This window comes from Rhizobium bangladeshense, assembly GCF_001662075.1.
Classification (GTDB): domain Bacteria; phylum Pseudomonadota; class Alphaproteobacteria; order Rhizobiales; family Rhizobiaceae; genus Rhizobium; species Rhizobium bangladeshense_B.
Genome location: NZ_LYPL01000007.1, coordinates 151,911 through 174,566, shown reverse-complemented (window position 1 = coordinate 174,566; position 22,656 = coordinate 151,911). Strand labels below are relative to the sequence as shown.

At 61.6% G+C, this 22,656-nt stretch carries 15 protein-coding genes; 2 read left to right on the top strand and 13 right to left on the bottom strand.

Translation table 11 applies throughout. The features are described 5' to 3' along the window. Positions 1-32: 32 nt before the first annotated feature. Entirely contained in the window at positions 33-386 is a 354-nt protein-coding gene (locus A7X77_RS16205; protein ID WP_064683883.1) for a VOC family protein, read from the top strand. A gap of 48 nt (positions 387-434) precedes the next feature. Here A7X77_RS16205 and A7X77_RS16200 read toward each other — a convergent pair whose 3' ends face one another. The 13 genes from A7X77_RS16200 to A7X77_RS16145 all read right to left on the bottom strand — a co-directional run bounded on the left by A7X77_RS16200 (position 435) and on the right by A7X77_RS16145 (position 21,781). Continuing rightward, a complete protein-coding gene (locus tag A7X77_RS16200; protein WP_064683882.1) occupies positions 435-1,673 on the bottom strand; it encodes an OpgC family protein in 1,239 nt (412 codons plus the stop codon). Between the two features lie 101 nt (positions 1,674-1,774). Next, a complete protein-coding gene (locus A7X77_RS16195; RefSeq protein WP_064683881.1) occupies positions 1,775-10,294 on the bottom strand; it encodes a GH36-type glycosyl hydrolase domain-containing protein in 8,520 nt (2,839 codons plus the stop codon). A gap of 697 nt (positions 10,295-10,991) precedes the next feature. Further along, positions 10,992-11,156 (bottom strand): hypothetical protein, encoded by a 165-nt coding sequence (locus A7X77_RS33525; protein ID WP_197486848.1) that lies wholly within the window; start codon positions 11,154-11,156, stop codon positions 10,992-10,994. 124 nt (positions 11,157-11,280) lie between these two features. Then, positions 11,281-11,466, bottom strand: a complete 186-nt coding sequence (locus tag A7X77_RS16190; protein WP_064683880.1) for a hypothetical protein — start codon at positions 11,464-11,466, stop codon at positions 11,281-11,283. 161 nt (positions 11,467-11,627) lie between these two features. Further along, positions 11,628-12,377 carry an ABC transporter ATP-binding protein gene (locus tag A7X77_RS16185; protein WP_064683989.1) on the bottom strand — a complete coding sequence of 250 codons (750 nt, stop codon included), beginning with the start codon at positions 12,375-12,377 and terminating at the stop codon, positions 11,628-11,630. Then, on the bottom strand, positions 12,374-13,207 hold the full coding sequence (locus A7X77_RS16180; RefSeq protein WP_064683879.1) for an ABC transporter ATP-binding protein: 834 nt from the start codon (positions 13,205-13,207) through the stop codon (positions 12,374-12,376). Before A7X77_RS16180 ends, A7X77_RS16185 begins: the two co-directional genes overlap by 4 nt. Next, complete coding sequence (locus A7X77_RS16175) at positions 13,204-14,139, bottom strand: ABC transporter permease (RefSeq protein ID WP_064683878.1); 936 nt, start codon at positions 14,137-14,139, stop codon at positions 13,204-13,206. Before A7X77_RS16175 ends, A7X77_RS16180 begins: the two co-directional genes overlap by 4 nt. Beyond that, positions 14,136-15,206, bottom strand: coding sequence for an ABC transporter permease (locus tag A7X77_RS16170; RefSeq protein ID WP_064683877.1), 1,071 nt, complete (start codon positions 15,204-15,206; stop codon positions 14,136-14,138). Before A7X77_RS16170 ends, A7X77_RS16175 begins: the two co-directional genes overlap by 4 nt. Before the next feature lie 18 nt (positions 15,207-15,224). Continuing rightward, on the bottom strand, positions 15,225-16,868 hold the full coding sequence (locus tag A7X77_RS16165; protein ID WP_064683876.1) for an ABC transporter substrate-binding protein: 1,644 nt from the start codon (positions 16,866-16,868) through the stop codon (positions 15,225-15,227). Positions 16,869-16,968: 100 nt separating this feature from the next. Further along, positions 16,969-18,027 carry a dipeptidase gene (locus A7X77_RS16160; protein WP_064683875.1) on the bottom strand — a complete coding sequence of 353 codons (1,059 nt, stop codon included), beginning with the start codon at positions 18,025-18,027 and terminating at the stop codon, positions 16,969-16,971. 153 nt (positions 18,028-18,180) lie between these two features. Continuing rightward, positions 18,181-19,206, bottom strand: coding sequence for an ABC transporter permease (locus A7X77_RS16155; protein WP_064683874.1), 1,026 nt, complete (start codon positions 19,204-19,206; stop codon positions 18,181-18,183). Positions 19,207-19,240: 34 nt separating this feature from the next. Continuing rightward, the gene (locus tag A7X77_RS16150; RefSeq protein WP_064683873.1) at positions 19,241-20,782 is read right to left on the bottom strand and encodes a sugar ABC transporter ATP-binding protein; all 1,542 of its coding nucleotides are present in this window, start codon (positions 20,780-20,782) and stop codon (positions 19,241-19,243) included. Positions 20,783-20,851: 69 nt separating this feature from the next. Beyond that, positions 20,852-21,781, bottom strand: a complete 930-nt coding sequence (locus tag A7X77_RS16145; RefSeq protein ID WP_064683872.1) for a sugar ABC transporter substrate-binding protein — start codon at positions 21,779-21,781, stop codon at positions 20,852-20,854. A 372-nt stretch (positions 21,782-22,153) separates the two neighbouring features. On the opposite strand from A7X77_RS16145, the gene A7X77_RS16140 reads away from it, so the two are divergent. Then, entirely contained in the window at positions 22,154-22,651 is a 498-nt protein-coding gene (locus A7X77_RS16140; protein ID WP_064683871.1) for a DUF1993 domain-containing protein, read from the top strand. Positions 22,652-22,656 lie beyond the last annotated feature (5 nt).

Genomic DNA, 22,656 nt, shown 5'->3' with positions numbered 1-22,656 from the left:
CCGCCTTGTCCAAGCATCGGAGGGAAAGCCACATGAAGGTCCTGCGCATCGTCGCCAATATTGCGGCACCCGACATCACGCCGGCGCGGCGGTTCTATCAGGATATTCTCGGTCTCGACGTCATCATGGATCACGGCTGGATCACCACCTTCGGCGCCGCGAGGCCTATGAACGTTCAGGTGAGCGTGGCCAGCCAAGGCGGCTCCGGCACACCGGTGCCTGACCTCTCGATCGAAGTCGACGATGTGGATGCTGCTTTCGCGGCGATGTCGGCCGCCGGTTTTCCGATCGAATACGGCCCGGTGGACGAGCCCTGGGGCGTCAGGCGCTTTTATGTCCGCGATCCCCTGGGCAGGCTGGTGAACATCCTCGTTCACAAAAACTGAGCCGGTTGCATGGCCCGCCGGCTCAGTATATCCAGGCAAGGCTGGCTGCTATTTCCGATTGGTGCGGCGATAGGTGTTTGCCGCTCCGCCGACCCGCACGGGCACCGGAACGGCGGCAACCTCGGTGACGAGCTTACTCTTGGCCTTGACCTGCCGATGCTTGTGCTCGAGATAGTAGGCATAGGTGAATTGCGTCGCAATGCCGGCGATGACGAAGATCGGGCCGACCAGCGGATCCTTGTTGGTGATGTAGAGCACCACCTGGCCGACCATGGCGAGGATCGTGCCGGCGACAAAGATGTTGAGCGAATGGCGGCCGAGGATCGTCAGGGGGTGGTCCGCGGGACGCCGCAGGATGCGGGAGCATGCGGGGATGCTGATAATCAGATAGGTCAACGCCAGCACGTGCAGCAGCCGCGGCAGCGACAGGAAGGTCTTGTCGAAACCGGTGATAACAGGCGGCAGGCCGAGTGCTGCCAGCGAGTTGCCGAAAATCCAGAGATGACCTGTCACCCAGACGAAGGACAGCACGACGTAAGCGGCGGCGACCCCAAGCAATAGCGGGTGCCGCGGGATCCGGCCGCCGCGCTTGATATGCAGGATCGAGACGATACCGATCGAAAACAGGAACTGCCAGGACAGCGGATTGAGGAACCAATAGCCCTCGATCAGCATGTTGTGCGGCGCCACCTGATAAATGCCGGCGAGCAGCCAGACCGTGCCCGAGACGGCAAGCGCCAGCAGCGGGCTTCGCTCGTTCAGGAGAAGCAGGATGGGGACCATCAACAGCAGCGCCCCGTACATGGGCAGGATATTGTTGTAGCCGATCTGGTGGCCGAGCAGGAGCAGCGCCGGAATGCCTTCCTTGAGGTTCATCAGAACCGCCAGAATATTGATTTCGACAAGCAGTCCGGGCCGGTGGAACAGCCAGGCGCCGCAGATGAACAGCGCCAGCGTCATGAAGGTCGTGATCATATGGGCGAGGTAGAGTGTGAAGGCCCGCTTTGCCGCCTTGATCGCCATTCTGAGCCGGTTGCGCGGCTGAAAGCGGGATCCGTAGGCAAGGCCGACGGCAATGCCTGATATCAGCACGAAGGCCTCGGCGGCATCGGAAAAGCCGAAATTCTTCGTTGTGGCATATTCGAAGAACTGCCCGGGAACATGATTGATGAAGATCATGATCAGGGCCAGGCCACGCAGCACGTCAAGCCGTGTATCGCGCCCTGGCGCAGCGATGGATAGGGAACTGCGCTCGGCGCCGATGGCTTCGGTCAGCGTGCTTGCCATGGGGTGTCTCCTGTTATCCGATTTGCAAACGCGACGACGGCCAAAAGGGTTCCCTTTTGGCCGTTCGCGAATCGCCGTGATGTCTGCGTGGAGAAACGCTTTTATCCGAGCGGATATCCCTCTTCGGGATCGGCGATTTCGCTGCCGTTGATCGACAGAGTGTAGCCGCTGGCATTGGACGCTTTTGAGACCGAAATGCGGTATTTGCCGTCGCCCCGCTCCACCTCTGCCGCAAAACCGTCCCATTCCGACGGGAGCGACGGACGCACATAAAGCCGGCCGTCTTTCAAGCGGATACCGAGAATGCCCTCGACGGCCGCCCGGTAAAGCCAGCCGGCCGAGCCGGTGTACCAGGTCCAGCCGCCGCGCGCCGTATAAGGCTCATGTCCATAGACGTCGGCGGCCACGACATAGGGTTCGACCCGGTATTGCTCGGCTGATGCCTTGTTGAGCGCATGGGTGATCGGGTTGAGGATCTGGAAGCAGCGCAGCGCATCATCGCCCCGCTTGAGTTCCGCCAGCGCCATCACCACCCAGGTCGCGGCATGAGTATATTGGCCGCCGTTTTCGCGCACGCCCGGCGGATAAGCCTTGATATAACCAGGATCCCTGGCGGAATTGACGAAAGGCGGCGTGAACAGCCGGATGATGCGGGCTTCCTCGTCGACCAGTTGCTCGAGCACGGCGTCCATCGCCTTGACGGCGCGGGCCGGGTCGCCCTCGCCGGACAGAACGCTCCAGGACTGCGCGATCGAATCGATCCGGCATTCAGGGCTTTCCTTGGAACCGAGCAGCGCGCCATCGTCGAACGTGCCCCGGCGATAGTAGCCGCCGTCCCATCCCGCGGTTTCGAGCGCTTTCTTCAAGTCCTTGAGATGTGCAGACCAGCGCTTTGCACGCGCCGTGTCGCCGCGTTCTTCGGCATAGGGAATGAAGGAGCGCAATGCTCCCGCCAGGAACCAGCCGAGCCAGACGCTGGTGCCGCGGCCGGCGATGCCGACGCGGTTCATGCCGTCGTTCCAGTCGCCGCCGAGGAACAGCGGCAGGCCGTTAGTCCCCTTGCGGGCGATGGCGAGATCGAGTGCCAGCGCCGCATGTTCGTAGACGCTCGCCTTATCCTCGGAAATCTCCGGCTTGTAGAAGGAGTCGTGCTGTCCCTCGAGAAGGGCCGGACCTTCCAGGAAGGCAATTTCCTCGTCGAGCACGCTCTTGTCGCCGGTGACGCTGCAATAGTGGTGGATCGCATAGCTCAGCCAGACGACGTCGTCCGAGATCATCGTGCGGACGCCGGCACCGGTTCCCGGCAGCCACCAATGCTGGACGTCGCCCTCGCGGAATTGGCGCGAGGCGGCGTTCAGGATCTGCCGGCGGGCGATCGAGGGTTCGTGCAGCAGGAAGGCTAGCGTGTCCTGCAACTGATCGCGGAAGCCAAAGGCGCCGCTTGCCTGGTAGAAGGCGGTGCGGGCCATGATCCGGCAGCCGAGGCTCTGATAGGGCAGCCAGGTGTTGACGAGATTGTTCATCCCGCGATCCGGCGTCGAGATCTGCAGCCTGCCGGTGAAATCCCGCCAGAAGCTGCGGTTTGCTTCGACGGCATCGTCGAACGAAGCCTTGCGGATATCGGCGATGACGGCGCGCGCTTCTTCTTCCGTCGGCGTATCGCCAAGGAAGAAGGTGAAGTCGCGCTCCTCGCCGGCGTTAAGCTCGATGTCGATTGCCAGAGCTGCGGCCGGATCGCCGTCGAGTTCGGTCGCGCCCGAAAGAGCAGCCGCTGACGTAACGGCCTGCGGCGCCTGGATCGTTCCCGCCTTGCCGATGAACTCGCGCCGGCTTGCGCAGACGCTCGAAGGCGTCTCGCTCGCCGCGAAGAAGGCGGTTCGGTTGGAAAAATCGATGCTGTAGGGATTGGTGGCAAACAGCGCGCCTGTCTCCTCATCGTGGCTCGATAGGATGAAGGGGGCCGTGCGTCCCGGGTTGCTGCCGAGGACCCATTCGACATAACCGTAGAGCCGCAGCTTGCGGCCGGTCGAGCCGGTATTGCGCAGGCGCAGGCGCTGCAGCTTCACCGGCTTGTCGCGGGCGATCGTCTGCGTCAGCTCAAGCGCGATCTCGTGCTGGATGCTCGAGAAGACCGAATAGCCGAGCCCATGGCGGGCTTCGAAACGAATGTCCGGCCGGCGCGACAGTGCTGCGAACGGCGTCATGACCGCACCGCTGTCGAGGTCGGCGAGATAGAAGGCCTCGCCCGAACGGTTGACCACGGCATCGTTCGACCAGGAGGTCAGCTGGTAGTCGCGCGAATTGACGCTCCAAGTGAAGCCTGCGCCTTCGGCCGACACGTGAAAGCCGAACCTGTCGTTGGAAATGACGTTGATCCAGGGCTGGGGCGTTGCATGCCCGCCGGGCAGGCGAACCACATATTCGCGGCCGTCTCGGGCAAAGCCGCCGATGCCGTTCCAGAAGTCGAGATCGCCTTCCTCTTCGATGACGACGGCCGGCACGACGGGCGGCGGCACCGGCGCGACGCGCTTGACCGGAGCCTTGTTGCGCTCGGCGCGCTCCATCTCCTGCAGCTCATCCTTCGACGGTGCAAACAGGGCGACGGCGCGGTTGATCTGGTCGACCACCTTGCCGTTCTTCGCATGCAGGGTGACGCGGGAGGCCGCGATCACCGCACGATAGGTGCTCTCCTCCATCAGGTCCTTTCGAACTGCGAAGATATGCTGACGCAAACCGTCGGCCTGGCCTATGCGGCGCACGTTCTCGCACATGGCGTCGAGCGCGTGCTGCATGTCCTGTGCGTAGGAGGAGGCGCGTTCGTTCATGATGATGAGATCGGCGGTGACGCCGCGCGAGCGCAGATATTCCTGCGCCAGCAGGGCCTCACGGGCAATGTCAAGATCCATGTCGTCGTTGACGCGCAACGTGAAAATCGGAAAATCGCCGGAGATCGCCAAAGGCCACAGCGCCGATTGCGATTGCAGGCCGGCCTCGACGGTCGCTTCGTCCTTGCGCAGCTGCATGTCGGGATAGACGAGGTAGCGTCCGAGATGCTGGAAGGCTGCCGCCTGCTGCGAGGTGACGCCGACGTGGCGCATCTGCACCTGGGTGCGTGTCCAGGCCTGGACGAGCTCATGGTTGAAGGCGTCGGGATGACGGTAGCGATTGACCGCCTTGTCGACCTCGTCGCGGTTTGGAGCGGCGATCGTCCAGAAGAACACGCTGACCTTTTTGCCGGCCGGCACACGCACGGTGCGACGCAGCGACATGACAGGATCGAGCATGAAGCCGTCGCTGCCGGAGAGCGTGGCGCCCGGATCGAAGGCCGCCGCATCGGCGAGGCTGCGGCCACGGCCGATGAACTTGCGCCGGTCGGTCTCGAATTCGGTGTGACGGGTGTCGCCGGCATTGTCGACGATCAGATGCGCGATGCTGATGTTCGGCTCGTTCGGATCGCGTTTGTTGCGTTCGGCACGAATGACGTCGCCGCGCTTACCGATCTCGGTCTTGACGAACATGCGAGCGAATGCCGGATGCGCATTGTCGGTATCATCCGAGGTGATGACAGGTTCGAGATAGGAGGTGACTTCGATGAAACGGTCTTCCGTGCCCATGTTGAGCAGGGTGACACGGCGGGCCTCGGCATCATGCTCCGTCGCGATGATGCACTCCACTTCGCTCGTCAGATCACCAATCGTCTTGGTGAACTGCGCTTTTTCGTCGGCGAACTCGACCTTGATCTTTTCGCCCTCGACCCCCTTCGGTTCTGCTGTCGCCGACCACCATTCGTTGGTGGCGGTATCGCGCAGGAAGATGAAGGTGCCCCAGCGGTCTTCGGTCGGATCGGCCTTCCAGCGGGACACGGAAAGACCGTTCCAGCGGGAATAACCGGCGCCCGTCGCCGTGAGCATCAGCGAGTAATGGCCGTTCGACAGGAACACGAGTTCGCGGTCGCGCGACGCCGGATCGCTGATCTTCCTGATCTCCGGCCGCAGCAGATCGTCCTGTATGCTGGCCGGCGTGTCGGATTCATGCTTGCCGCTCATGACCGGAATGTCGCGCGGCGCCTTTTCCTGCAGCAGAAGCTCCGCCGCCTCGATGACCGGGTCGGAATGAAAGAGTTCGCGCAGATGGCCGTTGAAGGCGACGTTGGCGACGGCGGCGATCGACATGCCGTGATGGTGGGCATAATAATTGTAGACCACCGCGCATTTCTTGCCTTCCGGCACGCGCGTCGGCGTGAAGTCGACCGCGTCGTGGAAGCCGAACTTGCCGAGCGCGCCGACCTTGCGCAGCCTCTGCAGGTTTTCGAGTGCGGCCTGCGGGTCGTACTGGCTGGCGAGCAACGATGCATAGGGCGCGATGACGGCATTGTGGCCGAGACCACGCTTGAGACCAAGCGTCGGCACGCCGAAATTCGTGTACTGATAGTTGAGGTTATGGTCACGGGCGTTGAAGGCCGCTTCCGAAATGCCCCACGGAATACCGAGCTTGCGGGCGTAGTTCATCTGCTCGACGACAACCAGATTATTGGTCTGGTTGAGGATGCCGCCGCCGCGCTCCTGCATGACGAGCGGTGGCATCAGATATTCGAACATCGAGCCGGACCAGGAGACCAGCGCGCCACGCGATCCCACCGGCACGACCTGGCGGCCGAGGCGATACCAATGCTCCGTCGGCAGGTCGCCCTTGGCGATGCCGAAGAGGCTGGTCAGGCGGCATTCGGAAGCCAGCAGATCGTAGCAGGCCTGGTCGAGCTCGCCGCTTTCGACACGGTAGCCGATCGACAACAGGCGCCGTTCCGGCCGGAACAGGAAGCCGAAATCCATCGAGAAGGCAAGATCGCGGGCCTTGTCGCGCAGCGCCACCAGCCGCGGCCGGAGCGCATCGACCTTGGAAAGATCGAAGGTGCTGTCGGAGATATGCGCCTCGCAGACCTTAACGAGGGATGCCGCCCATTGGGTGACCTCTTCGCTCTGCCTCGACTTGACCTCGTGGTCGAGATTGGCGGCGAGCTTTTCGATGTCGCGGGCGAGAACGGCGAGGTTGATGATGCGGATCGAGGCGAATTCGTGCTCGCGCTTGACGGCGGCAAGCGCATTCTGGAAGCCGACAATGCGCTCTTCCAGGCGCCGGCGCAGCGGGCGCACGGTCTTGCGGTCATCCGGCAGATCCGCCAGCACTTCGCCCAAAATGCCTGCCGTATCGCCGACACCGTCGAGGTTGCCCTGCATATGGGCCGACGGCGCCTCGGCCCAGTTGCGGCAGGCCGAAGAAACGGCGATCAGGTGGCCGGCGAGATTGCCGCTGTCGACCGCCGAGACGTAACGGGGCCCGAGCGTCTGCAGCGTATCGGAGTGATACCAGTTGTACAGATGACCACGGAATTTCTCCATTTTGTCGATCGTGGCAATCGTCTGCTCCAACCGCTCGAGCGTCTCCTCGAAGGAGAACCAGCCGAAATGCCGGCCGGACACGACGGAAAGCAGATAGACGCCGATATTGGTCGGCGAGGTGCGGGCCGCGACGATGACGTGCGGCGTTTCCTGGATATTGTCCGGCGGCAGATAATTCTGCTCGGCCGTGGTGAAGGTTTCGAAATAGCGCCATGTGCGCCGGGCGATCTTGCGCAACTCGCTCGACACGGAATCGGCAACTTCGAGCCGGTCCTCGGTCTCGGCCGACTGGCTAACATACCAGGCGACGACAGGCGAGAGGATCCACAGCAGCGCGAAGGGGATGCCGACCAGGAAGGCATTGTCCCCGGGAAGGGCTGCGAAACCCAGCGCCAGCAGCGCCAACACAGGCGCATGCCACATCTGCCTGTAATAAGAGGCGAGGGTGCCTTGCCCGCCGGCCTGAACGCTGGCGGCGGTCCGCCACTGCAGCATCAGCTTGCGGCTGACGAAGAGGCGGTAGAGCGAACGGCCGATCGCATCCGCCATCATGGCGGCCGAATCGGCAATGAAGACGATCCGCAATGCGACCTGCGCATTGGCGGCCGTGATATCCGACCAGACCGTATAGAGATGGGCGCGGGCGACGATATCGCTGGTGCGCGGGATGATGCCGTTGATGAGCGACAGCGTCGGCGCCACGAAGAGGCAGAAGATCAGCAGAATCTGCCAGACCAGCGCGCCGAGCGGACCCATGAAATACCAGCCGAGCACAGAGGCGAAGAACCAGGCGATCGGCGTCAGGGAACGGCGTAGATTGTCGAACATCTTCCAACGGCCGAGGGCCGTGACGCCGTATTTCGGATTGAACATGTAAGGCAGGAGCTGCCAGTCGCCGCGCGCCCAGCGATGCTGGCGCGAGGTCTCCACCTCGTAGCGAATCGGGAAATCCTCGACTAGCTCGAGATCGGTGACGAGGGCGCAGCGCGCCATCGAACCTTCGAGAAGATCGTGGCTGAGTACGGAATTCTCGTCGATCCGGCCCTTCAGCGAGGCTTCGAAGGCATCGACATGGTAGAGGCCCTTGCCGGTGAAGGTGCCCTCGCCGGCGAGATCCTGATAGACGTCGGAAACGGTGAAGACATAAGGATCGAGGCCGCGGTTGATCGAAAAGACGCGCTGAAAGACCGAGGCGTCCTTGCCCGTCGTCAACGACGGCGTGACACGCGGCTGCAGCACGCCGTAGCCGCTTTCGACACGGCCGGTTTTCGGATTGATGACCGGGCGGTTGATCGGATGATAGAGCTTGCCGACGAGCTTGGTGACGGCGTCGCGCATCAGGCGGGTATCGGCATCGAGCGTCATGACATATTGCACATTGGCCGGCACGGCGTTGGCGCCCGGCAGATAGGTCGTGTCGCGGTCGCCGCGCAGCAGCATGTTCAGCTCGTGCAGCTTGCCGCGTTTGCGCTCCCAGCCCATCCAGACGCCTTCCGAGGCGTTGTAGAGACGGCGGCGATGCAGCAGGTAGAAACGTGTCTTGCCGTCATAGGCATAGCGGGCGGAGAGATTGGCGATCTCGCGCCTTGCATAGTCGAGAACCTCGAGATCGGCGGGGGTCTCCTCGACCTCGCTGTCCGGCCAATCGCTGAGCAGCGCGAAATAGATTTCGCCGCGCGGATTGGCGAGATAGTGGACCTCGAGATTGCGCACGTGATCGTCGACGCTGTCGCGGTTCGAGATCAGGCAGGGCACGACGAGCAGCGTGCGCGCATCCTCCGGAATGCCCTCCTTGAACTCGTAGCCGACGAGACGCGCCGGCGTCACGAAGAAGGAAAGAAGCGTATTGAAGAGACCTGTCGCTCCCTCCGATGCCGGCAGCGAGAACATGATCAGCAGCACGGCGATTTCGATCGGACCCATGCCGGCATTCGCCATGAAGTTGCCGACAACAGCCATGGCGATGACAGTCAGCAGCATGACGGGAACAGCAATTGCCAGCCAGTTGAACTGGCGCACGGCGCGCACGAAATGCTGGGTGACCGTCGGGCGGTAATTCGCCCGGGCCTCGAGCTTCGGCCGCTGGGCGCCGGACAGGAAGCCGCCGACATTCGGTTCATGCGGCTGCGGCTCGCCGGAGGCCTTGGCGGCATCCGTCATATCGAGCGCCAACTGAGCGATTTCCATTTCGGTCAGCGGCGAACGCTTCGCCAGCTTTTCGATCTGTTTGCGATATTTGTTGCGCGAGCCGGAATCGAGAATACCGTAGTCCGAATGTTCCCAGAGCAGCTTGTCGACATGGCTGACCTGCTCGACCCAGACCGACCATTCGGTGTCGTCAATCTCCCGCAGGCTGCGGATGATGTTGCCCATCGTCACGTTGCCGGAGGAGAGACGGCTGTGTTCGGCCGTCGTCGCCTCTTCGGTGTTGCGGCCAAGCTCTTCCAGCCGCTCGTCGAGCCAGGTGATCGCCAGGCTCGAGGTCTGCGAGCCGTCACGCAGGCGATAGAGGAACTGCGTCGAGAAGGTGTTGTCCTCGGCCAGCGGTTCCAGCGTCTTAAGATAGGCGGCCGCCCTGGCCGGATCGGTCAGGCGCACCAGCTCGTCGGCCGCCTCGTTGGCGCGGCGGCGCAGCCGGCGGCTGGCTTCGACACGGCTCGAAATACGGCGAAGGTTTTCGACGAGTACGTAGCGCACCAGCGAGGGCAGCGCCCAGAGTTCACCGATCCTCAGCGTCTCGTTGGCCTGGAAACCGTCGACCAGCGCCGTCAGACTTTCCTGCGAGATCGTGCTGTGGGTATGGGCGACGTAGAGCCAGGCAAGCACCAGAGTGCGCGGAATCTCGACTCCGCCGACAGACATGGTCGGCAATTCGCGGTAGAAGCGGCGGGGGAAGTCACGCCGCACCTCCTGAATTGCCTCTTCGACGATATAATGGTTGTCCAGCAGCCATTCCGCCGCCGGCGTGATCGTCTCGCCGGCCTCGACATCCGTCGCCGTCGTACGATAGACGCGCAGGATTTCCTTCTGATTTTCCTTGTGGCGTGCGAAGAAATCGAAAGGGGCGAAAGCCGGCAGCTTGTCGACGCCGTTACGGGCGACTGCATCGCCCATCGCCTTGATGTCGTCGATCGAAAGATAGGTTGAGCGGATCGAATCATTGTGATCGATCTGCTTCATCTCGGGTTCGCGGGGAAGGCTCGGAGAAAGAATGGCAATAGACATGGGTTCGGTTCTGGATCCAAACAAAGTTATGGCTGGTTTTGCTCAGCCTTTTGCACTGCTTATCATGACTGCTACATGAACGGGCCCCAATTCGTCGAAGATCGATGAAGCTGGGGTGAATGACGTCTGGCAAGCGATGCAACCGGGCGAAGCCCTGGTCCAGGACGACCCGCGGGCGATCAATACACTCTCCGCAAAACCATGTCGAAAAGTTGGACACCATCGGAATAATTCAAGTCAAGAGGCATGCGCCGCCTGACCGATGCGCTTGCGCGACGGGGGATGGCGAGCATGCCGGCGCCTGGTTGCCGCGAGGCAGGCGCAGAGAGGATTTTCCGGATCTTCGGCTGTCCTTTGAGCGGCTTGTTCGCCTGCTCACGGTGTCCGACCGGGGCGTGCGTCGACTTGCACTCGGGCGGACCTAAAGCGCGTCGCATCAAATCTGATTCACGCAACGCACTTTAGCTCTTTGTTTTTAGGCATGTCGTTGTCCCGGAACCGCTGCACACTTCCGGGCGACATGCATTAACGGAGCAAAAGTGCCCCGAATGAGCGCTTGAGGCGGCGCCCTTTTCGAGCGCGTGATAAGGGGGAGAGGGATGTTCAAGAGGCTTGAAACGCCGAGACAGTGTCCGGCAGTCCAAAAAGGCGGCACTCGCCGCAGCCTCGGCGCCTGCCGAGGCTTGTTATTTGCCGACTATCCGACCAAGCCGAAGACCATGGCCACCACAAACAGGAATGCCGCGGCGAAGATTGTCCCATGAAGCACCGCCTGAAGCCTGTGACGCGTGGCGTGCGGCTTCTTGGTCGGTACGGAACCATAGTGGTTCACGTGAGTATGCGAAATACCCAGTTCTGCCATATGTCGCCTCCGTTTTTCTCGTGCGGCCGGTTGTGCGGCTCGCTGTTATATTTCTTATTCTCTATCAGGTAGGTAGAGATAAATTTCCGTCCAGAGGGAGCGGAAGAGAAAATTCAACCTGCTCTTAGCAGAGCGTGCGCCATGCCCAGATCAACGAGCGCTCGACGGCGTTCTCCTTCTGCGGCGGGTTGGAGGTCTCGATCCGGCGCCGGTCCTTTTCGGCAGGCATGGAGACCGTTATCTGTTCCTTGCGTTCGGCTCTGACGGGAGGATCGAGGTAGCCCATGGTCATCCCACCGAGAAAGAACATGCCTCAACCTCCATCGATCACGAAAGCTAACAATCGTTAACAGGATCATGACAGAAGCTGGGCAGCTGTCAATAGTCTAGCTGATTGGTCGTCTTTTAGGAAAACATTATCCTTAACGCCGCGCCGCTTGTTTCTTTTCAATGGCTTGAAATGATTGCCTTTCAGGCTTTGACGAACCCTTTGCTCGCGATCATCAAATTTTTCGTGTAGTCCTGTTGGACCGCGCCCTCCGCCAGCGCTCGCGAGCTCAATCGTTCGACAACGGCGCCATTGCGCATCACGGCGAGGCTGTCGCACATATGGGTGATCACACCGAGGTCGTGGCTCACCATAATGAAGGTGAGTTTGCGGTCGCGGCGGATCTGCTCGAGCAGGTTCAGCACCTCGGCTTGCACCGAGGCGTCGAGCGCCGACGTCGGCTCGTCGAGCAGCAGGATCGACGGTTCGACGATTAGCGCCCTGGCGATTGCCACGCGTTGCCGCTGGCCGCCGGAGAGCTGATGAGGGTAGCGGAAACGGAAGCCGTTGCCGAGGCCGACCTCGTCGAGCGCCCGCGCGATGCGCCTGTCGTTGTCCCCGATGCCGTGGATCGCAAGCGGTTCGAGCAGCAGCCGGTCGATCGTCTGGCGCGGATGCAGCGAGCCATAAGGATCCTGAAAGACCATCTGCACGCGCCGATAGAAGGCCTTGCTACGCTTTGCGCCTTTCAATGCTTCGCCGTCGACGTGGATCGCGCCGCTGCTGATCGGCGCAAGTCCGGCCACGGCGCGCAGCAAGGTGGATTTGCCCGAGCCGGACTCGCCGACGAGACCGAAGGATTCACCGCGTTCGACATCGATGCTGACATCCTTTAACGCGTGAAATTCGTCGTAGACGACGCTGAGATTGTCGACGTGGAGTGCTGCGCTCATGCCGCCCACTCCGGCCTGCGGTCGAGCACCGGCAGCGGATGGCGGTTCGCGCCGATCTCGGGCATGCAGTTCAGCAGTCCTTGCGTATAGGGATGCTGCGCGTGTTTGAGATCGGCGGCCGCAAGCTCCTCGACGATCTTTCCGGCATACATGACGATTACGCGATCGCAGAAAGAGGAGACCAGTCTCAAATCATGGGAGATGAAGATCAATCCCATGCCGCGCTCCGACACCAGCCTGTCCATGATTCTGAGCACATCGAGCTGCACCGTCACGTCGAGGGCCGAGGTCGGCTCGTCGGCAATCAGCAGCTCCGGCCCGGCGACCAGCATCATGGCGATCATCGCACGCTGTCCCATGCCGCCCGAAACTTCGTGCGGATGCAGGTCGAAGACGCGTTTCGGATCGCGGATCTGCACGGCCTCCAGCATGGCGAGCGCGCGCTCGCGCGCCTCGGCCTTGCCGACCTTCTCATGGGTGCGCAGCGTTTCGCAAATCTGCCGGCCGATCGTCATAACAGGATCGAGCGAATATTTCGGATCCTGCAGGATCATGGCGATGCGCTTGCCGCGCAGCCTGCGCCGTTGCCCGGCCGAGGCCTTGAGGAGGTCGATACCGCTGAAATCCAGCCTGTCGGCCGTGACGATGCCGTGTTTCGGCGTCAGGCCCATGATGGCCCGGCCGGTCTGCGACTTGCCGGAGCCGGATTCGCCGACGATGCCGAGCCTTTCCTTACCGAGCGTAAAGGAGACGCCGCGAACGGCCTCGATCATGCCGGTGCGCGTGGGGTAGCTGACCTTGAGCTTGTCGACCGTCAGAAGCGTTGTCACTGGCCGCTCTCCTTCGGATCGAGCGCGTCGCGCAGGCCGTCGCCGAGCAGATTGAAGCCGAGGCTGACGATGAGGATGGCGATGCCGGGCATCGCCGCCACCCACCATTGATCGAGGATGAAGCGCCGGCCCGAAGCGATCATCGCGCCCCATTCCGGGAGCGGCGGCTGCGCGCCCAAGCCGAGGAAGCCGAGGCCGGCGGCCGTCAGGATGATGCCGGCCATATCGAGCGTCACGCGCACGATCAGCGAGGAAATGCAGAGCGGCATGACATGGCGCACGATGATGCGCAGCGGCGAGGCGCCCATCAACCTCACCGCCGAGATATAGTCGGACCGCCGGACCGTCAGTGTCTCGGCACGCGCGATACGGGCATAGGGCGGCCAGGAGGTGATGGCGATGGCGATGATCGCGTTCTGGATGCCGGGGCCGAGCGCTGCGACGAAAGCGAGCGCCAGCACCAGCTTCGGAAAGGCGAGGAAAATATCGGTGATGCGCATCAGCGTCGCATCCACCCAGCCGCCGGCATAACCGGAGACGGTGCCGATGATCAGGCCGATCGGCGCCGAGATGACGGCGACGAGCACGACGACCAGCAGCGTCAAACGCGATCCGTAGATCAGCCGCGAAAAGATATCACGGCCCTGGTCGTCGGTGCCGAGCAGGAATTCACCCGTTCCCGGCGGCAGCAGCCGGGCATTGCGCAGATCGCCGACGACGGGATTGTGCGTGGCGATGAAATCGGCGAAGGCGGCGATGAAAAGCAGCGCCACGATGATCAGCAGGCCGACGACGGCAAGCCGGTTTGCGGTGAACTGCCGCCAGGTGACATAGGCGCGGCCGAGGCGCGCCTGCATGCGCGATTGCGGTCGGTCGGACAGCAGCCAGTCGCGGCGGCTCATCGTCGGAGATGGGCTGGCGGGAGCCGTCATCGGTTTCGCGTCCTCGGGTCGAGCGTCCGGTAGAGAAGATCGGACAGAAGATTGATGCCGATGAAAACCGTGCCGATGACGATCGTGCCGCCGAGCACGGCGTTCATATCGGCATTCTGCAGCGAATTGGTGATGTAGAGCCCGATGCCCGGCCAGGAGAAGACGGTCTCGGTCAGCACCGATCCTTCGAGCAGGCCGGCATAGGAAAGCGCGATGACGGTGACGAGCGGCACGGCGGCGTTGCGCAGCGCATGGCCCCAGATCACCCGCGTTTCCGAAAGCCCCTTGGCGCGCGCGGCGACGATATATTCCTGCGACAGCTCGTTCAGCATGAAGCTGCGGGTCATGCGGCTGATATAGGCGAGCGAGAAATAACCGAGCAGCGAGGCAGGCAGGATGATGTGGCGGAACACGTCATAGAAGACATCCCACTGCCCCTGCCAGGCGCTGTCGAGCAAATAGAAGCCGGTGATCGGCGTGAACGTATATTCGAAGACGATATCGATGCGGCCGGGAAAGGCCACCCAGCGCAGCTGCGCATAAAAGATGACGAGCGAGATCAGCGCCAGCCAGAAGATAGGCACGGAATAGCCGATCAGTCCGATGACGCGCACCACCTGGTCGGCGATGCTGCCCCGGCGCACGGCGGCGAGAACGCCGAGCGGCACGCCGATGCAGGCGCCGATCAGCGTTCCAAGCGTCGCGAGCTCGATCGTCGCCGGCATGACGCGGCGGATGTCGACCATCACAGGGTTGGTGGTCAGCACCGAATTGCCGAAATCGCCTGACAGGACGCCTTTCACGTAAATGAAAAACTGCTGGTAAAGCGGCAGATTGAAGCCCATTTCCTGTCGCACCCGCTCGACGACATGGGTGGGGGCGCGGTCGCCGAGGATGGCGAGCACGGGATCGATCGGAACGACGCGGCCGATGAAGAAGGTGACGGCCAGAAGGCCGAGATAGGTAGTGACGGCGGCGAACAGGAAGCGCCCGACCGCCTTGGCGAGGGTGCTGGCACCGCCCTTGCGGGGCCGTGCCGCCACCTGTGTTGTTTCAATGGTGCTCAAGCGACCAATCCTGCCGGATCATTCCTTGGCGATCGGACCGACGAAATTGGTATCGAAGCTCGGACCCAGCTTGAAGTCCTTCAAATTCTTGCGGTAGCCGGCTACTTCGGTCTGCTGGAAGATGATGACGAAGGGGCTGTTGGCGAGGAACTTCTTCTGAATGTCCTCGTACATGGCCGCGCGTTTGGCGCCGTCACGCTCAAGCAATGCGGCCTTGGTCTGCTTGTCGAGCTCCGGCGCTTCCCAGGTATTGCGCCATGCGAGCGTCTTCACCGTGCCAGCGTCGGAATTGTCGGGATTGCTCGTGAACGTGTCGGCATTCGAGTTCGGGTCGAAATAGTCCGACCCCCAATTGCCGATATAGATATCGTGGGTGCGGGCACGATATTTGGTCAGCGTCTGTTTGCCGTCGCCGGGAATGATCTCCAGTTTGACACCGGCCTGCGCCAGCGTCTGCTGCATCGATTCGGCAATGCCGGTCACCGGCTGCGTGTTGCGCACGTCCATCGTCACCGAGAAACCGTCCGGGACGCCGGCCTTGGCCAGCAGTTCCTTCGCCTTGGCAACGTCGAGCTTGTAGGGGTTTACATCAAGCGCGCCGAGCTGGCCCTCCGGCAGGAAGGTCTGGTGGATCTCGCCGATACCCTTAATCAGCGTCGCGCCGATCGCATCGTAGTCGACCAAATACTTGAAGGCTTCCTGAACTTCCGGCTTCTTCAGGTTCTCGTTCTTGTTGTTCAGGCTGACGTAATAGATCGTGCCCTTCGGCGCACTGGTCGTCGCCAGATCGGCATTTTTGGAAACGGCGTCGATATCGCCCGGTTCGAGATTGCGGGCGATATCGATGTCACCGGCTTCGAGCGCCAGCCGCTGGGCCGAGCTTTCCTTCATATAGCGGTAGATGACGCGATTGAGCTTCGGCTTGTCGCCGTAATAATTGTCGTTGCGCTCCAGCACGACGACTTCGTTGGCCCGCCATTCGCGCAGCTTGAAGGCGCCGGAACCGGCATAGCCGGTCTTCAACCATTCATTGCCGAAATCATTGTCGTATTTGTGCTCGGCATCCGGCGTTATCGCCTTCACATGCTCCAGCACGAGCTTCTTATCGACTACGGAGGCGACCGTCGCCGTCAGGCAGTTGAGCACGAAGCTTGGCGCGTAGGCCTTGTCGACGGTGAAGACGAACGTATTGGCATCGGCCGCCTTGGCTTTTTCGGTGACGTTGTCGCCGGTCAGACCGAACTGGGTCAGGATGAAGGCCGGGCTCTTGTCGAGCTTGACGGCGCGCTCGAACGACCATGCAACGTCTTCGGCGGTAACAGGATTTCCGGATGCGAATTTGAGGCCTGGTTTCAGCTTGAACGTATAGGTAAGGCCGTCATCCGAAACGCTCCAGCTCTCGGCGAGATCGCCCTTCACCTTGGATGTGTCGGCGAGATCGAGGCGGACGAGCAGGCTGTAGCTGTTGCTGGTGATTTCGGCGGTCGAAAGCTCGAACGCCTCGCCGGGATCCATCGTGATGATGTCGTCGATGGCAAAACCCTCGACCAGCGTGTCTTTGGGCGTTTCGGCAAAGGCGGAAGGTGCGGTCATCATCAGGAGCGAAAGGGCCGCTCCGGCGGAAAGCAGGCGGAAATTGCGGCTGAGCTTGGTGATCATCATGGTCTGTTCCCCTGTTCTTGATTGATTACGAAGCGTTTTGTCGGTCGTACCCCATTAAAACTATTGTCCGTTTTCAGCGCGTCCAGAGGCGCGCAGCGCTTTAGGCGTAGTCCTCCCGCCAGGCTTGTGCGAGAATGCGAAGCCAATTTTCACGGGCAAGTTTCGTGAGGTCCGCCTCACCATAGCCAACCTCCCTGAGAGCAGCAATCAACTTCTGATTGCCTGATGCATCGCCGATTTCCTCGGGGATCGTGGCGCCGTCGAAGTCCGATCCGAGCGCCACGCAATCGATGCCCATGCGGTTCACGAGATGGTCGACGTGGCGGATCATGTCGGCAATCGGTGTATCGCTGTCCGAGCGGCCGTCGGGACGCAGCATGGCGGTAGCATAATTGATACCGACGAGACCGCGGCTTTCGCGGATCGCATCGAGCTGCCTGTCCGTCAGGTTGCGCGCGACCGGGGTCAGCGCATGGGCATTGGAGTGGCTGGCGACCAGCGGCTGGTCGGTCGTCTTCGCCACGTCCCAAAAGCCCTTCTCGGTAATATGGGCAAGGTCGAGCAGGATGCCGAGGCGATTGCATTCCCGTACCAGCGCAAAACCGGCATCGGTGAGACCCGGCCCGGTGTCCGGCGACATCGGGAAGGCGAAGGGCACACCATGGCCGAAGACGTTGTGCCGGCTCCAGACCGGCCCGAGCGAGCGCAGGCCGGCCGCATAGAATACCTCGAGCGCCGACAGGTCGGCGCCGATCGCCTCACAGCCTTCCATATGCATGACGGCGGCGAAAGTCTCCTCCGCCATGGCGCCGCGGATGTCCTTGACCGTGCGGCAGAGACGCCAGGCACCGGCCTGGTCGAGCCGCAGCGCGATCGCCGCCATTTCGGTGGCGATCGCAAGGGACGGAAGCGGATCAAGCGGGGCAGCCATCGGCGTGACATAACGGCCGTCGGCATCCGGATCGGCGAAGACGAGATCGCCCGAGGGAATGTAGATGGCGCAGAGGCCACCGGACAGACCGCCCGCTTTCGCCCGGCGTGCATCGATATGGCCGACCGTCGTGCCGTCCGAAAATTCCGCGATAGGGTCGCTGCCGTCTTTTGAATGTGTCCAGAGTCGAAGGAGAACGTCGTTGTGACCGTCAAATACGAATTGCATCTATCTTCCTGCGCTGCCCCGAGGCGGGCGAATGAAGTGGCCAGAATAGAAAAGCTGACGGAATTCGCCATCTCTTTTTTGAAAATCGGCCATCGGCGCGAAAACGCAAAGGGGGCCGAAGCCCCCGTAAATCATGCATGATGCCGGCAGAGATCAGTGCTTGCGGCGCTTCTTCTGTCTGTAGACGTCGATCACAACAGCCGCGACGATGATGAAGCCTTTGACGATCTCCTGGTAATAGGCATCGATCCTCAAGAAGGTGAAGCCCGATGTCATGACGCCCAGGATGATGGTGCCGATGACGGTGCCGGTGATGCGGCCGACGCCGCCGGTGAGCGAGGTGCCGCCGATGACGGTCGCGGCAATCGCATCGAGCTCATATCCGACGCCCATGCTGGCCTGCGCGGTTTCCGCGCGTGCCGCCGTGACGATGCCGGCAAGGCCGGCGAGCAATCCGGCGATCACATAAACCTTGACGAGATGCGCCTCGATGTTGATGCCGGAGACGCGCGCCGCCTGCGGGTTGGCGCCTATGGCATAAGTGAACTTTCCGTAGCGTGTGTAGCGCAGCGCAATATGGAAGATCAGCGCGACGACCAGGAAGACGACGACCGGCCAGGCCTTGGTGCCGATGAAGTGAAACTGCTCGGTGACCCCGGAAACCGGTTGTCCCTTGGTGTACCACTTCGCGACGCCTCTGGCCGACACGAACATGCCGAGCGTTGCGATGAAGGGCGGGATTTTCGTGTAGGCGATGAGTGCGCCATTCGCCAGACCTGCAGCCGCCCCGATCAGCAGGCCGACCATGATCGGCACGAGAGCCGGCAGATCGGTCAGCGAGGGGAAGACTGCCCGTCCCCAGGTGGAGGACTGGGCGAAGCTTGTCGCGATCATCGCGGTCATGCCGACGACGGAGCCGGATGAAAGATCGATACCGCCCGTGATGATGACCTGCGTGACGCCGACGGCGATGATGCCGATGACGGAGACCTGCAGGATCATGATCGTCAGACGCTGCGAATTCATCAGGAAGCTTTGGCCGATGAACATCCAGCCGAGCGCTTCATAGATGAGTGCAATGCCGACGAGCACGAGGAAAATGCTGAGCTCGGTCGGTAAGCGCCGCCGCCGTTGCCGGGTTGCGAGCGGAGCCGCGCCCTCTGCTGCCTTGGTACTCATGTCAAACCTCCCTTGGGCGATTGCAGACGGCGCATCACTGCGCAGCCAGCTCCATCACCTTGATCTGCGTTGCTTCATCGCGATTGAGGAAACCGGTCACGCGTCCCTCATGCATGACCATGATGCGGTCGCTCATCCCGAGAACCTCGGGCATCTCGGACGAGATCATGATGACTGCCACGCCGTTTCGCGCCATTTCGGTGACCAGCCGGTGAATTTCCGCCTTGGCGCCGACATCGATGCCGCGCGTCGGCTCGTCGAGGATCAGGATTCGCGGATTGGTGAGCAGCCAGCGGCCGATCAGCACCTTCTGCTGATTGCCGCCCGAAAGATTTTCCGCCCGCTCGTAGAGATTGGGCGTCTTCACCCGCAGCTTCTTTGCCATGTCTTCGCAGGTCGCCTCGATCGCGCCCTGCTGCACGAAGCCGCCCTTGACATATCTGTCCTGGAGAACGGCGATCTGCATGTTCTCGAGAATATCGAGGATCAGCAGACAGCCCGTATCCTTGCGGTCCTCGGTGAGGAACGCCATCCGGTTGCGGATGGCCTCGGTCGGCGAAGAAATCGTCACCGGCTTGCCGTAAAGCTCGATCGAGCCCGCGCTTGCCGGCGTTACGCCGAAGAGCGTTTCGGCGACATTCGACCGCCCGGAACCGACCAGGCCGGCCACCCCGAGGATCTCACCCGCCCTTACCTCGAAGGAGACGTTCTTGAAGACGCCGTTGAGGCAGAGATCCTTGACGGAGAGCACGACCTCGCCGATCGGCACCTCTTCCTTGGGGAACATCTGAGTGATCTCGCGCCCGACCATCATGCGGATGATGTCGTCGCGAGTGACGTCGGTCGATGCATGCGTGCCGATATAGCGGCCGTCGCGGAACACCGAAAATTCGTCGGCGATCTCGAAAAGCTCGTTCATCTTGTGGGTGATGTAGACGATGCCGATGCCCTGCGACCTGAGGTCACGGATAATGCGAAAAAGATGCTCGACCTCGCGCTCCGTCAGCGCCGAGGTCGGCTCGTCCATGATCAGCACGTCGGAATTATAGGAAACCGCCTTGGCGATCTCGACCATCTGGCGGTTGGCGACCGAGAGATACCGGACCTCGATATCGGGATCGATTGATATATTGAGCCGGTCAAACAGTTCTTCGGTCATGCGATGCATCACGCCGTGATCGACGAAGCCGAAGCGGTTCTTCGGCTCGCGACGGATCCAGATATTTTCCGCGACCGTCATGAACGGCATCAGGTTCAGTTCCTGATGGATCATGGCAATGCCGTTCTCCAGCGCGTCGAGCGGAGATTTCAGCTGGATTTCGATGCCTTTCAGGCGGATATCGCCTTTATCGGGCGTGTAGATGCCGGCCAGGATCTTCATCAATGTCGATTTGCCGGCGCCGTTTTCGCCCATCAGCGCATGCACGGAGGCGCGCTTCAGCCGGAACTGTACGTCGTCGAGTGCGACGACGCCGGGAAACTCCTTGCGAACGCCTTCGGCGCTCAACAGATATTCCGCATTCGGAACTGCGCCGCTTGCGCGCACGGCGGCCATGGTTGTCGGGCTGACGGCCATATCATCTCCTCCGGATACGGACAGGCGGAAAGGATGCGGGCTGAGCCCGCATCCTGCTTGGCACTCGTCTCAGTTCTTGGCGACGAAGTCCTTGACGTTTTCAGGCGTGACGAGCTGGAAGGGAATGTAGACCTTCTTCTCGACCTTTTCGCCCTTGGCAAGCTTAAGGGCGGTATCGAGCGCGCCCTTGCCCTGGCCGGCGGCATCCTGGAAAACGGTGACGTCGAGATCACCTGCCTGCATGGCGGCCAGCGCGTCCTGTGTGGCGTCGACGCCGCCGATGACGACCTTGCTCATATCCTTGCCGGCTGCCTTCAGCGCCTGGATGGCCCCGATCGCCATTTCGTCGTTATTGGAGATGACTGCGTCGAACTCGATGCCGCTGGAGAGCCAGTTGGTCATCAGGTCGGCGCCCTGCGTGCGGTCCCAATTGGCCGTCTGCTCTTCGACGATCTCGATGCCCTTGCACTCATCTGTCTTGACGACGTCATGGATGTCCTGGGTGCGCATGCGCGCCGCCTGGTTGGAAAGCTCACCCATGATGACGACGGCCTTGCCCTTGCCGCCAAGAATGCGGCAAATTTCCTTGGTTTCCAGCGTGCCGGATTCCTGCTCGTTGGATGCGACGAAGGCCTGCTTGTCCGGCAGCGTGTCGACGTTGACCGGCTGGCGGTTGACGTAAACCAGTGGAATGCCGGCATCGGCGGCGAGCTTCGACATCGCCGTCGTCGCATCGGTATCGACAGGGTTGACGATGATCGCATCGACCTTGGAGGCGATGAAATTCTGGATCTGGCTCTGCTGCTTGGAAACGTCGTTCTGCGCGTCTTCGACCTGCAGGGTGACGCCGTTCAGCGTCTTGGCATAATCGGTCATGCCGTTGCGAAGAACGGTCAGGAAGTTGTCGTCGAATTTTGCCATCGACACGCCGACCGTTTCCGCGTGGGCGGCCGTCGACATGACGAGCGCCATCGCAGTGCCCAGGATAAACTTTTTCATTTTACTTCCTCCACAAACGGTGCCCGGCTGCACCCTCCTCACGCCGGAGCCCCGGGCATCTGCCCTGAAGCCGCCATTCGCTCGCGCCGCCTCTCCCGCGGCGTTCCGCAAAACGGAACAAACAAACCGTAAAATTTGTTCTTCGGAATATTCATTCCATTTTCTGGGAGCGGCGTCAAGCCTCTTTAGCGGCGACGAGATGGACCGGGCACGCAATGCCACAGGCCTTATGCCCCGGCACCTGCATTCGCTGCATTGCGGAAGACGAAGGGAGCCTCCATCTATGACGGGGTCGAAGACAGGTGGACCGCCGCAGGCGCCTTCGATCACTCGCTGCGGCCTGATTACTTGCAGATTTTGGAGACAGGACAGATGTCCATTTCGATTTATCGCCTCACCGTTCCGATGTTTCAGCGCGGCCTGGCCAGCCTGAAAACCTATCTCGACAAGGCCGAAGCCTATGCAAGGGAGAAGAACGTCGATCCCGCGATATTGGTCGCTGCGCGCCTTGCGCCGGACATGCTGCCGCTTTCCGGCCAATTTCAGCGCGCCAGCGACAGCGCCAAATTCACCCTGGCTCGGCTGACCGGCACCGACGCCCCGAAATTCGAAGACAATGAGACGACGTTCGACGAGTTGCGCGAGCGCCTGGCAAAGACCGAAGCCTATCTCGCCACATTTTCCCCGCAGGCGCTGGAAGGCGTGGAAGGCCGCCAGATCACCCTGCCGGGCAAGAGCGGTATCGTGCTTCCGGGTGATGAATATGTCACCACCTTCGCGTTGCCAAACTTCTATTTCCACGTCGCGACCGCCCACGCCATCCTGCGCAATCAGGGCGCGCCGATCGGCAAGCGTGATTATCTCGGCTAAAACGC

Excerpts from the sequence above, each read along its gene's own strand:
- A7X77_RS16145 (WP_064683872.1), bottom strand. The coding sequence starts at position 21,781 with ATGAAAAAGTTTATCCTGGGCACTGCGATGGCGCTCGTCATGTCGACG.
- A7X77_RS16165 (WP_064683876.1), bottom strand. The coding sequence starts at position 16,868 with ATGATGATCACCAAGCTCAGCCGCAATTTCCGCCTGCTTTCCGCCGGA.
- A7X77_RS16200 (WP_064683882.1), bottom strand. The coding sequence starts at position 1,673 with ATGGCAAGCACGCTGACCGAAGCCATCGGCGCCGAGCGCAGTTCCCTA.
- A7X77_RS16140 (WP_064683871.1), top strand. The coding sequence starts at position 22,154 with ATGTCCATTTCGATTTATCGCCTCACCGTTCCGATGTTTCAGCGCGGC.
- A7X77_RS16160 (WP_064683875.1), bottom strand. The coding sequence starts at position 18,027 with ATGCAATTCGTATTTGACGGTCACAACGACGTTCTCCTTCGACTCTGG.
- A7X77_RS16195 (WP_064683881.1), bottom strand. The coding sequence starts at position 10,294 with ATGTCTATTGCCATTCTTTCTCCGAGCCTTCCCCGCGAACCCGAGATG.
- A7X77_RS16150 (WP_064683873.1), bottom strand. The coding sequence starts at position 20,782 with ATGGCCGTCAGCCCGACAACCATGGCCGCCGTGCGCGCAAGCGGCGCA.
- A7X77_RS16185 (WP_064683989.1), bottom strand. The coding sequence starts at position 12,377 with ATGAGCGCAGCACTCCACGTCGACAATCTCAGCGTCGTCTACGACGAA.
- A7X77_RS16155 (WP_064683874.1), bottom strand. The coding sequence starts at position 19,206 with ATGAGTACCAAGGCAGCAGAGGGCGCGGCTCCGCTCGCAACCCGGCAA.
- A7X77_RS16190 (WP_064683880.1), bottom strand. The coding sequence starts at position 11,466 with ATGTTCTTTCTCGGTGGGATGACCATGGGCTACCTCGATCCTCCCGTC.
- A7X77_RS16205 (WP_064683883.1), top strand. The coding sequence starts at position 33 with ATGAAGGTCCTGCGCATCGTCGCCAATATTGCGGCACCCGACATCACG.
- A7X77_RS33525 (WP_197486848.1), bottom strand. The coding sequence starts at position 11,156 with ATGGCAGAACTGGGTATTTCGCATACTCACGTGAACCACTATGGTTCC.
- A7X77_RS16175 (WP_064683878.1), bottom strand. The coding sequence starts at position 14,139 with ATGACGGCTCCCGCCAGCCCATCTCCGACGATGAGCCGCCGCGACTGG.